The organism is Paraburkholderia sp., from assembly GCF_028283785.1.
Lineage (GTDB): Bacteria > Pseudomonadota > Gammaproteobacteria > Burkholderiales > Burkholderiaceae > Paraburkholderia.
The window spans coordinates 114,096-128,869 of the sequence record NZ_JAPWKB010000018.1 but is presented as its reverse complement, the minus strand read 5'-3'; the positions used below and the strand labels follow the sequence as shown (position 1 = coordinate 128,869).

The window sequence follows — 14,774 nt, the reverse complement described above, 5'->3', positions numbered from 1 at the left end:
GATGACATTCAGCGTGCGGTGTTCCCCGCGTCCGGTTCGGGCAGGTCGCGTATTGCCGCACTGTCCCGCGTCGGTGCGCTGGCCGCGCTGGTCGCGTTTACGGCCGGTCTGACCGGCTGCGGACTGGCTGCCGCGCCGTGTCGGGTCGCATCGGCGGGGCTGAAGATCGTGCCGCTGGTCGGCCACGTTGCGGCCGCACCCACCGACGCGTGCGCCGCCGTGATCGACCCGTGATCGGGCGGCCCGGACCGTCAGTCATCCCGATCCGATCCGTCCTCAACGTGCCATTCGTCCCACCCGTCCCATCCCCGAGGAACCGATGATCCGACGCGCCGTGACACTCGCTGCCGCAGTCGTGTTGACGTCGATAACGTCGATCACGGCAAGTACATCGTGGGCCGCGCCGTTGCGGCTCGCGGAAATCCAGACCAAAAACCGGCTGATGCAGAAGTACACCTGCGCCACCGGCCGCATCTTGCAGGTCACTTACTGGAACACCGCGAACGGCCAGAGTTTTGCGCTGGTGCCGGTGAAGGGCAAACAGCTGCTGTTCGTCGACACCGTGGCCGCATCGGGCGTGCGTTACCAGGCGGGCAGCTACGTATGGTGGACCAAGGGTCCGCGCGCCGATCTCTACGACACCATGCAAGGCGAAAACGCGCCGCCGATTCTCTCCGACTGCGTGACCATCGTTCGCTGATCTGCCGGTCTACTGATCTCACTTCTCGCGCGCCCGTCGTCCCTGGCGGGCTCCGCGCAGCATTTCTCCCCCGGTAGTAAGCTGTCCCCCTCGTTATCGCACGCATCCACGATCCGACTCCGGACGCCGCGTGTGACAACCACGCTTCATCGCAAAGCGCTTCCCGTTCGACCCGTTGATCCGTCGTCACCAGACTCTATCTTCGTCAAGCGAGACTCTTCATGAAAGCATCGGATCTGTTCGTCAAATCGCTGGAAGCCGAGGGTGTCGAGTATGTATTCGGCATCCCCGGCGAAGAAAATCTCGATCTCCTCGAATCGTTGCGCCGCTCGAAAGTCAAGCTGGTGCTAACGCGTCACGAACAGGCGGCCGGTTTTATGGCCGCGACTTACGGCCGGCTGACCGGTCGCACCGGCGTATGTCTCGCGACGCTCGGGCCGGGCGCGACCAATTTCGTGACGGCCGCCGCCTACGCGCAACTCGGCGGCATGCCGATGCTGATGGTCACGGGCCAGAAGCCGATCAAGACCAGCAAGCAAGGCCATTTTCAGATCGTGGACGTGGTCCGGATGATGGAGCCGCTGACCAAGTACACGCGGCAGATCGTATCGATTGGGAATATTCCTGCGCTCGTGCGCGAAGCATTCCGACAGGCTGAAGAAGAGCGTCCTGGCGCGACGCATCTGGAATTGCCGGAAGACGTCGCCCACGAAGAGGGCGACGGCAAGCCGATCCCGAAAAGCTACAGCCGGCGGCCGATTGCCGAGCAGAAGGCGGTCGCGCGCGCGGTCGAGGCAATCATGGCCGCGAAGCATCCGTTGCTGATGATCGGCGCAGGCGGAAATCGCAAAACCACCACGCGGATGCTGCGCGAATTTGTCGATCAGATTGGTATTCCGTTCTTTACGACGCAAATGGGTAAAGGCGTGATCGATGAATCGCATCCGCTCTGGCTGGGCAACGCCACGTTGTCGGATGGCGACTTCGTTCATCGCGCGATCGATCTCGCCGACTGCATCATCAATGTCGGCCACGATGTGATCGAGAAGCCGCCGTTCTTTATGCGCAGCGGCGACGCCGGCGAAAAAACCGTGATTCACGTGAATTTTCTCGGCGCGGAAGTCGATACGGTCTATTTCCCGCAGATCGAAGTGGTAGGCGATATCGCCAACGCGGTGTGGCAACTGAAGGAAAGTCTGACGGCGCGTCAGGAACATTGGGATTTCACGCGCTTCAAGGAAATCAAACAGCATTTCGAAGCGCATCTTGTTAAAGGTCAACTGGACGACCGCTTTCCGATGTACCCGGTGCGCATCGTCAACGATGTGTACGAGGCGATGCCGGTAGACGGCATTCTGTGTCTCGATAACGGCATGTACAAGATCTGGTTCGCCCGCTATTACCGTGCGCACGAACCGAATTCGCTGCTGCTCGACAACGCGCTGGCGTCGATGGGCGCGGGTTTGCCGTCCGCGATCGCGACCAGAATCGTCCATCCGGACCGCAAGGTGATGGCGGTCTGCGGCGACGGCGGTTTCATGATGAATTCGCAGGAACTCGAAACGGCGGTGCGGCTCAAGCTGGATATCGTCGTGCTGATCTTGCGTGACGACGCGTTCGGCATGATCCGCTGGAAACAGGAAAACATGAATTTCCCCGATTACGGGATGACGCTGAAGAATCCGGATTTCGTCGCGTACGCGCAAAGCTACGGCGCGATCGGGCATCGGATCGAATCGGCGGAGCAGTTCGCACCGGTGCTGCGCGAGTGCTTCGCGACGCCGGGCGTGCACGTGATCGATCTGCCGATCGACTATTCGGACAACGAGCGCGTGCTGAATCGCGAGATCAAGCGGCTTAGCGCGCAGTTGTAAAAATTCGCATCAAGGAGGACGTGTCATGTTGCAAAAGACTTACCCGTACTACCTCGCGAACCAGGCCGTCGCGGCGAACACCGATCTCGAGGTCACCGACAAATTCAGCGGCGAAGTCGCGACGCGCGTGGCGATGGCCGACGCCGCCGCGATCGACAAGGCGATCGGCGCGGCGGTCGCGGCGCAACCCGAACTGCGCGCGTTCGCGCCGTTCAAACGGCAGGCCGTGCTCGAACATTGCGTGAAGCGCTTTCGCGAGCGCTACGACGAACTGGCGATGGCGCTGTGCATCGAAGCCGGCAAGCCGATCAACGATTCGCGCGGCGAAGTGACGCGGCTGATCGACACGTTCAAGGTGGCCGCCGAGGAAGCCGTGCGGATCGACGGTGAGATCGTGAATCTGCAGATTTCGCCGCGCGCGAAGGGTTATCACGGCTACGTGAAGCGCGTGCCGATCGGGCCGTGCTCGTTTATCTCGCCGTTCAATTTCCCGTTGAATCTCACCGCGCACAAGGTCGCCCCGGCGATTGCCGCGGGCGTGCCGTTCGTGCTGAAGCCCGCGAGCCGCACGCCGGTCGGCGCGCTGATCATGGGCGAGATTCTCGCGGAAACGGATTTGCCCAAAGGCGCGTTTTCGATCCTGCCCGCGCATCGCGACGGCGCCGATCTGTTCACGACCGACGAGCGTTTCAAGCTGCTGTCGTTCACCGGTTCGCCGGCGGTCGGTTGGGATCTGAAGAAGAAAGCGGGCAAGAAGAAGGTGATTCTGGAGCTGGGCGGCAACGCGGCGGCGATCGTCGATGCCGATCAGGGCGGCAAGCTCGACTACGTGGTCGAGCGGCTCGCGTTCGGCGCGTTTTATCAATCCGGCCAGAGTTGTATCGGCGTGCAGCGGATCCTGATTCACGCGAGCCTTTACGACGCGTTGCGCGAAAAACTGATCGCGAAAACGAAATCGCTGGTGATGGGCGATCCGAAAGACGAGAAAACCTTCGTCGGGCCGATGATTTCCGAATCGGAATCGAAGCGGCTGGCGGGCTGGATGGAGAGCGCCGTTGCGGCGGGCGCAACAATCGTCGCGGGCGGCAAGGTCGAAGGCGCGATGTTCGAAGCGACGCTGCTCGAAGGCGTGAAGCGCGATACCGATCTCTATCGCAAGGAGGCGTTCGGTCCGGTCGCGCTGCTCGAGCGTTTCGACGATTTCGACGCCGCGCTCGCCACCGTCAACGACAGCGATTTCGGCCTGCAAGCGGGCATTTTTACTGATTCACTCGCGCACGCGCACCGCGCATGGGATACGCTGGAGGTCGGCGGCGTCGTAATCAACGATGTGCCGTCGTTTCGCGTGGACAACATGCCGTATGGCGGCGTCAAGGATTCGGGGCTGGGGCGCGAAGGGGTGCGCTACGCAATCGAAGATATGACCGAACTGCGGCTGATGGTGATGCGCGAGACGTGGTGAGCGGGCGGCGGGCGTCGAGCCGTATCGAACTGGCGCTCATTTGTCACAGCGCTGTCGTCAGCGTGTTCTAGCCTGCGGATTGACGGTGTGTTCGGGTTCTGGTTGGGTCGCGGCGGCGGCGCGCGCCGGGTGCGGCATCACCCGGTGCAGCAGAAAGCCGACGGTCGCGCCATGAGTATTTGTGCTGAAGTGCTACAATACCGGCCTTTCCGGCGGGTGTTTCCGTCGGCCGGAGCCGGCCGCATCCTTTTCCCAGTGATCTGGGTCGTGCGGCATGCCGTGGCTCCGCCCTCATCCTGATGCCCTCCGCGGCCCCGGCCGTATGCTGCCGTAAGCCGCGCGCGCCGCGCCAGGCGCATTTTTAGCGAAAGCCACCATGTCCGACACAGCCGTCACGCCCAGCACTGCGACCTTCGATCAATTCGGCCTCGCGCCCGATATTCTCAAAGCCATCGTGGAGCAGGGCTATACGACGCCCACCCCGATCCAGGCTGAAGCCATTCCCGTCGTGCTGTCCGGGCGCGACGTGATGGGCGCGGCGCAAACGGGCACCGGCAAGACGGCCAGCTTCTCGCTGCCGATCATCCAGCGCCTGCTGCCGCACGCGAGCACGAGCGCGTCGCCGGCGCGCCATCCGGTGCGCGCGCTGATCCTCACGCCGACCCGCGAACTCGCCGACCAGGTTGCCGCCAACGTTCACGCATACGGCAAGCACACGTCGTTGCGTAGCGCGGTGGTGTTCGGCGGCGTGGATATGAATCCGCAATCCGAACAACTGCGCCGTGGCGTCGAAATCCTGATCGCGACGCCGGGCCGTCTGCTCGACCACGTTCAGCAAAAGAACGTGAATCTGGGTCAGGTGCAGATGCTGGTGCTCGACGAAGCCGACCGGATGCTCGATATGGGTTTCCTGCCCGATCTGCAACGCATCCTGAACCTGCTGCCGAAAGAACGTCAGACGCTGCTGTTTTCGGCCACGTTCTCCGGCGAAATCAAGAAGCTCGCGGCGACCTATCTGCGTAACCCGCAGACCATCGAAGTCGCGCGCAGCAACTCGACGGCCACCAACGTGACGCAGATCGTCTACGAAGTGGCCGAGGGCGACAAGACCGGCGCGGTCGTGAAACTGATCCGCGATCGCAGCCTGAAGCAGGTGATCGTGTTCTGTAACAGCAAGATCGGCGCGAGCCGTCTTGCCCGCGCGCTGGAGCGCGACGGCGTGGTCGCCACGGCGATTCACGGCGACCGCACGCAGAACGAACGGATGCAGGCACTGGACTCGTTCAAGCGCGGCGAAATCGAGGCGCTGGTCGCCACCGACGTCGCGGCACGCGGTCTGGACATCGCCGAACTGCCGGCCGTGATCAACTTCGATCTGCCGTTCAACGCGGAAGATTACGTGCACCGGATCGGCCGTACGGGTCGCGCGGGTGCGTCGGGCGACGCGCTGTCGCTGTGCAGCCCGAACGAGCGCAAGCAGCTCGCCGATATCGAGAAGCTGATCAAGCGTCCGCTCGACGTCCAGCATCTGACGGTCGATACGCCGGTTCGCCATCATCACGAAGAGCGTCCGCGTCGCGAGCGCGAAAGCCGCGAAAGCCGCGAGGGCCGCGAAGGTCGTGACGAGCGCGCCAGCGCCGGTCGCCGCCGCACGCCGGGTTCGGCGTCGTCGTTCGAGCGTCCGCATCATCATCGTCAGCAACCGGTCGACGATTTTTTCTCGAAGCCGTATGAGCCGTCCGCGTCCGCACGCAAGGCCGACGAAGTGAAGGAAGCCGCGCCGCAAAAATCGACGTCGAAGCAGCCGCTCGCCGCGCTGCTCGGTGGCTTCGGCATGCCGCGCAAGACGACGACGTCGTCGAATTGATGCGCTGAAGCGCTGATCCGCTGCAAAGCAAAACGCCGTCTTCGTGACGGCGTTTTCTTTTTGCGGATCGTTCAGGCCGACGCCCGCGCGTGATTATTCGCCGAAGCGTTGCGCCCACGCCGCCGTGGCCGCGGCATAAAACCGTTCGAGCGACGCATCTGCGCCGCTGTCCAGCGTCAGTCCCAGATGTCCGGCCGCAACGCAAAGCGCGTCCAGCGGCCGGTTCACATCGAGCGCGGTCGCGCCGGTCTGCTTGCTGAGCTTTTCGCCGTCACCGTTGGTGACGACGGGCACGTGCAGATAGGACGGCGAGGCCACGCCGAGACAGCGTTGCAAATAGATTTGCCGGGCGGTCGAGTCGAGCAGATCGGCGCCGCGCACAATATGCGTGATGTCCGCGTCCGCATCGTCGACGACGACGGCGAGTTGATACGCCCATTGATCGTCCGCGCGACGCAGCACGAAATCGCCTACTTCCGTGGCCAGATTCTGCGTCTGGGCGCCTTGCCAGCGATCGTCGAAACCGATGACGGCGGCGTCGCCGTCGGGCACGCGCAGACGCCACGCGCGCGCGGGTTTGCCGTGCAGACCGTGGCGGCACGTGCCTGGATAGGCGAGCGTGGTGTGGCGCGCGTGCGCGTGCAGCAACGAGTCGGCGATTTCCTTGCGCGTGCAGCCGCAGGGATAAACGTAGGCGGCGGCCTGCAATTGCGCGAGCGCCTGCCGGTACCGGTCGATGCGTGCGCTTTGCCAGACGGGCGGCTGGTCGGCGTGCATGCCGAAACGGGCGAGTGTGGCGAGGATGTCATCGGCGGCGCCGGGCACCGTGCGCGGACCGTCGATATCTTCGATGCGCACGAGCCATATGCCGCGATGCGCGCGCGCGTCGAGCCAGCTGGCCAGCGCGCTGACCAGCGAGCCGATATGCAGCGGGCCGGTTGGGGACGGCGCGAAGCGTCCCCGGTAGGAAGGCTGAGACATTCGCAGCGGGCGGGTGCGTGGAGCGCGGAGTGAACGGAAAGGGCGGGTCAGGACAACTCAGCCAGCCAGGCCGGGCGGCTTGAAACCCGCGCTGCGTGATGTCGCGTAGACGTAATGTGCCGTGTCAGGCCGCTCGCGCCTTGTCTGCGGCTCGGGTTTCGCCCGGATGCTTCGTGTCGGGATGGCATTCGGGACAGGTTTTGCCCGGCACGTACAGCGACGACTTCTGCGCGTCGGTGGACACGACCGCGCGGCAGCCGAAGCATTGCGCGGTTTCGGTCGGCTCGAGTTGCGGGTTGAGCGCGGTGCGGTAATCGAACACGAAGCACTCGCCGTGATAGTGCGCGCCGCCGACTTCCTCGAAGTACTTCAGGATGCCGCCTTCGAGCTGGTACACGTTGTCGATGCCGACTTCCTTCATGTGGATCGCCGCTTTCTCGCAGCGGATGCCGCCCGTGCAGAACGACACGACCGTCTTGCCTTCCAGATCCGAGCGGTTTTGCTCGATGACCGCGGGAAATTCGCTGAATTTCGTAATGCGGTAATCGAGCGCGTTGTCGAACGTGCCGACGTCGATTTCGAATGCGTTACGCGTATCGAGCATCACCACCGGGCGGCCGTGATCGTCGTGACCGCGATCGAGCCACGCTTTCAGCGTGGGCGCATCGACGGACGGCGCGCGGCCGAGTTCCGGGCGGATGGCCGGTTTTTTCATCGTGATGATTTCGCGCTTCAGCTTGACCAGCATCCGGCGAAACGGCTGCTTCTCCGACACGCTTTCCTTGAATTGCAGATCTGCGAATTTGCCCTCGAAAAGCGGGTCGTGGCGGATGTAGTCGATAAACGCATCCGTCGACTCGCGCGGGGCGGCGACGAACAGGTTGATGCCTTCCGGCGCGAGCAGGATGGTGCCGCGCAGACCCAGCGCTTCGCAGCGCGCGGTGACGTGCGGGCGCCACGCGGCGGTGTCTTCGATGGTCGCGAACTGGTACGAGGAGAGATTGACGATGCTCATGATGATCCGGCAAAAAGGTGCTGGCGCGACGCGGGCGGCCGTGTCTGGACTGACCCGGCGCCTGGCCCGTTCCGCCGGGCGGCCACGTTTCTAGGGTGGCGTCGCCGCGATGCGCAGGCAGTGTCGCGCGGCCCCGTCGAACGGGGCGAAACCCGTATTATCCCTCATCTCGACGTTGTGCCGAAGCTGGCCGGACGGCTAACGCAGGTCAAATATCGTCACACCTGGCCGGATGGCTAACGCGGGCTGGCGGCGCGGTCTGCGGTGCGAATCTTCGGGAGCGGCGAGTTACAATGTCGCCCATGTCAGATCCCCGCTTCGTTCATCTCCGCGTTCACTCCGAATTCTCGATTGCCGACGGCATCGTGCGTCTTGACGACATCGTCAAGGCCGCGGCCCAAGACGGTCAGGGCGCACTCGCGCTCACCGATCTCGGCAATGCATTCGGCCTCGTCCGTTTCTACAAGGAAGCCCGTAGCAAAGGGGTCAAACCCATTGCCGGCTGCGACGTCTGGATCACCAATCCGGACGACCGCGACAAGCCTTCGCGGCTGCTGTTGCTGGTCAAGGACCGGCGCGGCTACCTGAATCTGTGCGAGTTGTTGAGCAAGGCGTGGCTGACGAACCAGTATCGCGGTCGCGCGGAAGTCGAAACCGCGTGGCTCGAAGGCGAACTGGGCGAAGGCCTGCTCGCGCTGTCCGGCGCGCAGCAGGGCGACGTCGGGATGGCGCTGGCGGCAGGCAACGAAGAGGCGGCGCGTCGCAATGCCGCGCACTGGGCGAAAGTATTTCCGGGTGGGTTTTACATCGAGTTGCAGCGCTGCGGCCAGCCGGGCGGCGAGCACTACGTTCAGCAGGCGGTCACGCTCGCGGCGTCGATGAAATTGCCGGTGGTTGCCACGCATCCGTTGCAGTTCATGACGCCGGACGACTTCACCGCGCACGAAGCGCGCGTGTGTATTTCCGAAGGCGATATTCTCGCCAACCCGCGTCGCTCGAAGCGCTTCACGAACGACCAGTTTTTCCGCACGCAGGAAGAAATGGCGGCGCAGTTCGCCGATATTCCGTCGGCGCTGGCCAATACCGTTGAAATCGCGAAGCGCTGCAACCTGACGCTCGAACTCGGCAAGCCGAAATTGCCGCTGTTTCCGACACCTGACGGCATGTCGCTCGACGACTACCTCGTGCAACTGTCGAAAGACGGTCTCGAAAAGCGTCTCGAACAACTTTTCCCGACCGAAGCGGAACGCGACGCGCAGCGCGAAACCTATTACAAGCGCCTCGAATTCGAGTGCGGCACGATCATCAAGATGGGCTTTCCGGGCTACTTCCTGATCGTTGCGGACTTTATCAACTGGGCGAAGAACAACGGCGTGCCGGTCGGTCCGGGCCGGGGGTCGGGCGCGGGCTCGCTGGTCGCATACGCGCTCGGCGTGACCGACCTCGATCCGCTGCGCTACAACCTGCTGTTCGAACGGTTCCTGAATCCGGAACGGGTTTCGATGCCCGACTTCGACATCGACTTCTGTCAGGAAGGGCGCGACCGCGTCATCCAGTACGTGAAGCAGAAGTACGGCGCGGACGCCGTGTCGCAGATCGCGACGTTCGGCACGATGGCGGCCAAGGCCGCGGTGCGCGATATCGGCCGCGTGCTGGATCTCGGCTACATGTTCACCGACGGCGTCGCGAAGCTGATCCCGTTCAAGCCGGGCAAGCACGTCACGATCGCCGACGCGATGAAGGAAGAGCCGCTGCTGCAGGAGCGCTTCGACAACGAAGACGAAGTGCATCAGCTGCTCGAACTCGCGCAGCGCGTGGAAGGCCTGACGCGTAACGTCGGCATGCACGCGGGCGGCGTGCTGATCGCGCCCGGCAAGTTGACCGATTTCTGCCCGCTGTACACGCAAGGCGAAGACGGCGGCGTCGTCAGCCAGTACGACAAGGACGACGTGGAAGCGGTCGGCCTCGTCAAGTTCGACTTTTTGGGCCTGACCACGCTGACCATTCTGGATTGGGCCGAGCGCTATATCCGCCGTCTCGATCCGTCGAAGCAGGACTGGTCGCTGGGGCAGGTGCCGCTGGACGATCCCGCGTCGTTCTCGATCCTGAAAAAAGCGAACACGGTCGCGGTGTTCCAGCTGGAAAGCCGCGGCATGCAGGGCATGCTGAAAGACGCGCAGCCCGACCGCTTCGAAGACATCATCGCGCTCGTCGCGTTGTATCGTCCGGGCCCGATGGACCTGATTCCGAGCTTCTGCGCGCGTAAGCACGGCCGCGAAGTCGTCGAGTATCCGGATCCGCGCGTCGAGCCCATCCTGAAAGAGACCTACGGGATCATGGTCTATCAGGAGCAGGTGATGCAGATGGCGCAGATCATCGGCGGTTACTCGCTCGGTGGCGCCGACTTGCTGCGTCGCGCGATGGGTAAGAAGAAAGCCGAGGAAATGGCCGAGCATCGCGAGCTGTTCCGCGAAGGCGCGGCGAAGAACGGTCTGACCGCCGAAAAGGCCGACGAAATCTTCGACTTGATGGAGAAGTTCGCGGGCTACGGCTTCAACAAGTCGCACGCGGCCGCGTACGCGTTGCTCGCGTATTTCACCGCATGGCTGAAGGCGCACCATCCGTCGGAATTCATGGCCGCGAATATGTCGCTGGCGATGGACGACACGGACAAGGTCAAGATCCTGTTCGAAGACTGCATCACGAACGGCATGTCGGTGCTGCCGCCGGACATCAACGCGTCCGCGTATCGCTTCGAGCCGGTCGCCGAGGCCGACGGCAAGCGCTCGAAGACGATCCGCTACGGTCTCGGCGCGATCAAGGGCAGCGGCCAGAACGCGATCGAAGAAATCCTGCGCGCGCGCAGCGAAGGTCCGTTTATCGACATCTTCGATTTCTGCAACCGGATCGACCGTCGGATGGTGAATCGCCGCACGGTCGAGGCGCTGATCCGCGCGGGCGCGTTCGATCTGCTGCACGAGAATCGCGCGCAACTGATCGCGTCGGTGTCGCTCGCGATGGAAGCGGCCGAACAGGCCAGCGCCAACGCGATGCAAGCCGGTCTGTTCGACATGGGCGACGCGCCGTCGCAAGGTCACGAACTGGTCGACGAACCGGCATGGCCGGAAAAGAAGAAGCTCCAGGAAGAGAAGAGTGCGCTCGGCTTCTACCTGTCGGGCCATCTGTTCGACGCATACAAGGGCGAAGTGCGCCGCTTCGTGCGCCAGAAGCTCGGTGAGCTGAAGGAAGGCCGCGACAAGCTGGTCGCGGGCATCATCGTGTCGCTGCGTACGCAGATGACCCAGCGCGGCAAGATGCTGATCGCGTTGCTCGACGACGGCACCGGTCAGTGCGAAGTCACGGTCTTCAATGAAGTCTTCGAGGCGCACAAAGCCGTCTTCAAGGAAGACGAACTGCTGGTCGTCCAAGGTCAGGCGCGTAACGACGCGTTCACGGGCGGCATCCGCTTTACCGTCGAAACGGTGATGGATCTCGGTCGCGCGCGCAGCCGGTATGCGCAGGCGGTGAAAGTGCAGATGAACGGCAACGCCGATCCGCTCGCGTTGCGTCGTGTGCTGGAAGCGCATTCGGCCGGCAGCGACGAACCGCCGGCGGCGGCGCCCGTGCCCGCCTCGCGTGGTGGCGGCCGGAACGGCGGAGGCGGCGGTGGTGGTGGCTATGGCGACCGTCAGCGTCAGCCGGTGCATATTCCGAACGGCCTCGCGGTCCAGGTCGTCTATCGCAGCGAGAACGCCGAAGGCGAAGTGCGGCTGGGCGACGCGTGGCGCGTCAAACCCACCGACGAACTGCTCGCCGACCTGCGCGGCCAGTTTTCAGGCAGCGCGGTCGAGATCGTCTACGGATGATCGTCGCGGCGGTTGCAGCGCACGCCCACCGGCGTGACGCGGCAATCGCCGGACGCCGCCCGCTATCCGCTACCCGTGCTTATCGGCGCGTTTTGGCCTGGCCGAGATGCGCGAGTTTCACGAACCGGTAGTACACCGTCTGCGCGTTGAACAGCGCAATCATCAAGCCCGCGCGGCCGTCGAGAAAGCCGCGCCGCAGCACATACGTCCGCACGAACGCCCACGCGCCGCGCAGCATCGCCTGCGCAAGACTTCCGCGCTTGCCGGCCGCGAAACGCTGCACCGCACCCGCCGTCGAATACGCGTCGAGCTTGCGCAACACGGTTTCGAAATCTTCGTAAGAGTAGTGCAGCAGCGTGCCGTCGAGCCGCACCGCCGGCATGTCGAACACGAGGCGCTCGTGGACGAGATCGTCGGAGAAACGGGCGGCGTTGCGGCGAAACAGACGTGGAATCCAGTCCGGATACCAGCCGCTGTGACGGATCCAGTGACCGCAGAAACTCGACAGCCGGTCGATCGCATAGACGTCGGCGGTGGGCGACGCGATGGCCGAGCGGATCGACGCGGCCAGTTGCGGCGACACGATTTCGTCGGCGTCGATCGACAGTACCCAGTCGGTATTCAGCGCGTCGAGCGCGCGGTTTTTCTGCGCGCCGAAGCCGGGCCAGTCGGGCACGATCATCACCTGCGCGCCGTGACGTCGCGCGATCTCGACCGTGTCGTCGGTGCTGCCGTTATCGATCACGACGATTGTGTCGGCGAACGCAACGGCCGACAGACAATCGGCAAGTCGCGCCGACGCGTTACGGGTGATCAGGGCGACGCCGAGTGTGGTGTGTGTCATGCAGATCGAAGCAAAGAGTCGGGTTCGAAGCGGGGCCCGGACCGGCAGGCGTCGAGGCAGGCGAAAAACGTCGCGCAAGTATACACAGCGGTTTGCACGTCCACAGCCGTCGTTGCGGTTTTGCGAAGCGGCCGCAGATCCGGCAACCGTCCGCGAGATGCGGTACAACTGCGTCGAAACGCGTTGAAACTTCCGGTAAGTGGGTGGTTTGCGCCTGCTGGCCGGCCGTTCGGCCTACGAACCCCGGCGGCCGACCGCAAGCGTTTACAATGCTGTATTTTTAGCGCCGCGAGATGACGCGGGCGCATGTCGTTTTCCAGAGGATTCCTTGAGCTCGAAGCCAACCTTAAGCAAACCCATCGGTTCCGGCGAGGCCTCGTCTCCCGTCGTCGTGATGAAGCGCTTGTGGCCGTACGTGAAGCCGCTGCTGTGGGTGATCGTCGGCGCGATTCTCGCGATGGCGGGAAGCGCCGCCACCGACGCGGCGATTCCCGCGCTGCTCAAGCCGCTGCTCGACAAGGGTTTCGGCGCGCACGCGGCCACCAGCGCGAAATGGTTCGTGCCCACCGCGGTGATCGGCCTCGCGCTGATACGCGGCGTGTCGCAATACGCGTCCGGCTATCTGCTCGCCTACGTGTCCAATCGCATCCTGCTCGACCTGCGCATCAAGATGTTCGACCGGATGATCCATTCGAGCGTGTCGTTCTTCCAGCGCGAAACGGCCAGCACGGTCATCAACGCCATCGTGTTCGAGGTCAACCAGATTCTCAACGTGCTGCTCAGCGTGCTGGTCACGCTGGTGCGCGATTCGTTGACGGTGATCTTCCTGCTCGGCTACCTGTTCTACCTCAACTGGCGCCTGACGCTGATCGTCGCGGTATTGCTGCCGGGAATCGGCTGGCTGGTCGGCAAGATCAACCGTCGCCTGCGCCGTCTGAATCGCGAGCATCAACTGTTGACCAACGAGCTGTCGTACATCGTCGAAGAGACCGTGGGCGGCTACAAGGTCGTCAAGGTGCATAACGGCGAGCAGTACGAAACCGAGCGCTTCAATTCGATGAGCCGTCGTCTGCGCGGCTACGCGATGCGCATGACGGTGTCGGGCGGCCTCGCGCAACCGTTGACGCAGTTCCTCGCGTCCATCGCGCTGGCCGTCGTGATCACGATTGCGGTCGTGCAGTCGTCGTCGGATCAAACCACGGTGGGCGGCTTCGTCGCGTTCGTCACGTCGATGCTGCTGATCATCTCGCCGCTCAAGCATCTGATGGACGTGAACCAGCCGCTGCAACGCGGCATGACGGCGTGCGAGCTGATTTTCGGTCTGATCGACGAACCGTCGGAACCGGCGGGCGGCGGCCGTGCGCTGTCGCGCGCGTCGGGCGAGGTCGAATTCCGCGACGTGTCGTTCACGTACGGCTCGGGCGGCACGAGCGCGAGCCATACGCTCGACGGCGTGTCGTTCAAGGTCGCGCCGGGCGAGATGGTCGCGCTGGCCGGTCCGTCGGGCAGCGGCAAGACCACGCTCGTCAATCTGTTGCCGCGCTTCTTCGATCCGACCGGCGGCGAGATTCTGGTCGATGGCGTGGCGTTGCCGGAATACGGCACGCACGCGTTGCGCAGCCAGATCGCGATGGTCAGCCAGGACGTCGTGCTGTTCAACGATACGATCGCGAACAACGTCGCGTACGGACAGCCGGCGGATCTCGAGCGCGTGCAAGCCGCGTTGCGCGCCGCCAATTTGTGGGACACCGTGCAGGCCATGCCCAAGGGCATCGACACGCTGATCGGCGACAACGGCATGATGCTGTCGGGCGGCCAGCGCCAGCGTCTCGCAATCGCACGCGCCATCTACAAAGACGCACCCATCCTGATTCTCGACGAAGCGACGTCCGCGCTGGATTCGGAGTCGGAGCGCCACGTTCAGGCCGCGCTCGAAACCCTGATGAAGGGCCGCACGACGCTCGTGATCGCGCACCGGCTGTCCACCATCGAGCGTGCCGACCGGATTCTGGTGATGGAAGCGGGGCATATCGTCGAACGCGGCAGCCATCGCGAACTGCTCGCGCAAAATGGCCTGTACGCGCATCTGCACCGGATTCAGTTCCAGCAGAACGCGGCCTGAGCGTCGATACGCGTGGATTTGCCCGCACGTAAAAAAACCGGCT

At 63.7% G+C, this 14,774-nt stretch carries 10 protein-coding genes; 7 read left to right on the top strand and 3 right to left on the bottom strand.

What is annotated here, in order from left to right; all coding sequences use genetic code 11:
• Positions 1 to 51 precede the first annotated feature (51 nt).
• From PW947_RS20450 to PW947_RS20430, 5 genes are all read left to right on the top strand, one after another.
• The gene (locus tag PW947_RS20450; RefSeq protein ID WP_299634585.1) at positions 52 to 234 is read left to right on the top strand and encodes a DUF6726 family protein; all 183 of its coding nucleotides are present in this window, start codon (positions 52 to 54) and stop codon (positions 232 to 234) included.
• An 85-nt stretch (positions 235 to 319) separates the two neighbouring features.
• Positions 320 to 700 carry an MliC family protein gene (locus tag PW947_RS20445; RefSeq protein ID WP_299634192.1) on the top strand — a complete coding sequence of 127 codons (381 nt, stop codon included), beginning with the start codon at positions 320 to 322 and terminating at the stop codon, positions 698 to 700.
• 221 nt (positions 701 to 921) lie between these two features.
• Positions 922 to 2,574 carry an acetolactate synthase large subunit gene (locus PW947_RS20440; protein ID WP_299634191.1) on the top strand — a complete coding sequence of 551 codons (1,653 nt, stop codon included), beginning with the start codon at positions 922 to 924 and terminating at the stop codon, positions 2,572 to 2,574.
• Positions 2,575 to 2,599: 25 nt separating this feature from the next.
• Positions 2,600 to 4,036 (top strand): aldehyde dehydrogenase family protein, encoded by a 1,437-nt coding sequence (locus tag PW947_RS20435; protein WP_299634190.1) that lies wholly within the window; start codon positions 2,600 to 2,602, stop codon positions 4,034 to 4,036.
• Positions 4,037 to 4,412: 376 nt separating this feature from the next.
• Positions 4,413 to 5,903: a DEAD/DEAH box helicase gene (locus PW947_RS20430; RefSeq protein ID WP_299634189.1), complete on the top strand. Its 1,491-nt coding sequence runs from the start codon at positions 4,413 to 4,415 to the stop codon at positions 5,901 to 5,903.
• A gap of 93 nt (positions 5,904 to 5,996) precedes the next feature.
• On the opposite strand, the gene gluQRS is transcribed toward PW947_RS20430, so the two are convergent.
• Positions 5,997 to 6,884: a tRNA glutamyl-Q(34) synthetase GluQRS gene (gene gluQRS / locus PW947_RS20425; protein ID WP_299634188.1), complete on the bottom strand. Its 888-nt coding sequence runs from the start codon at positions 6,882 to 6,884 to the stop codon at positions 5,997 to 5,999.
• Positions 6,885 to 7,008: 124 nt separating this feature from the next.
• Positions 7,009 to 7,899, bottom strand: a complete 891-nt coding sequence (locus PW947_RS20420; RefSeq protein ID WP_299634187.1) for a sulfurtransferase — start codon at positions 7,897 to 7,899, stop codon at positions 7,009 to 7,011.
• Between the two features lie 293 nt (positions 7,900 to 8,192).
• Between PW947_RS20420 and dnaE the strand changes: the two genes are divergently transcribed.
• Positions 8,193 to 11,765 (top strand): DNA polymerase III subunit alpha, encoded by a 3,573-nt coding sequence (gene dnaE, locus PW947_RS20415; RefSeq protein WP_299634185.1) that lies wholly within the window; start codon positions 8,193 to 8,195, stop codon positions 11,763 to 11,765.
• Positions 11,766 to 11,844: 79 nt separating this feature from the next.
• Here the strand turns inward: dnaE and PW947_RS20410 are convergent, their stop codons facing one another.
• Positions 11,845 to 12,609, bottom strand: coding sequence for a glycosyltransferase family 2 protein (locus tag PW947_RS20410; RefSeq protein ID WP_299634184.1), 765 nt, complete (start codon positions 12,607 to 12,609; stop codon positions 11,845 to 11,847).
• 328 nt (positions 12,610 to 12,937) lie between these two features.
• Between PW947_RS20410 and msbA the strand changes: the two genes are divergently transcribed.
• Positions 12,938 to 14,731, top strand: a complete 1,794-nt coding sequence (msbA, locus tag PW947_RS20405) for a lipid A export permease/ATP-binding protein MsbA (protein ID WP_299634183.1) — start codon at positions 12,938 to 12,940, stop codon at positions 14,729 to 14,731.
• The last annotated feature ends 43 nt before the right edge of the window (positions 14,732 to 14,774 follow it).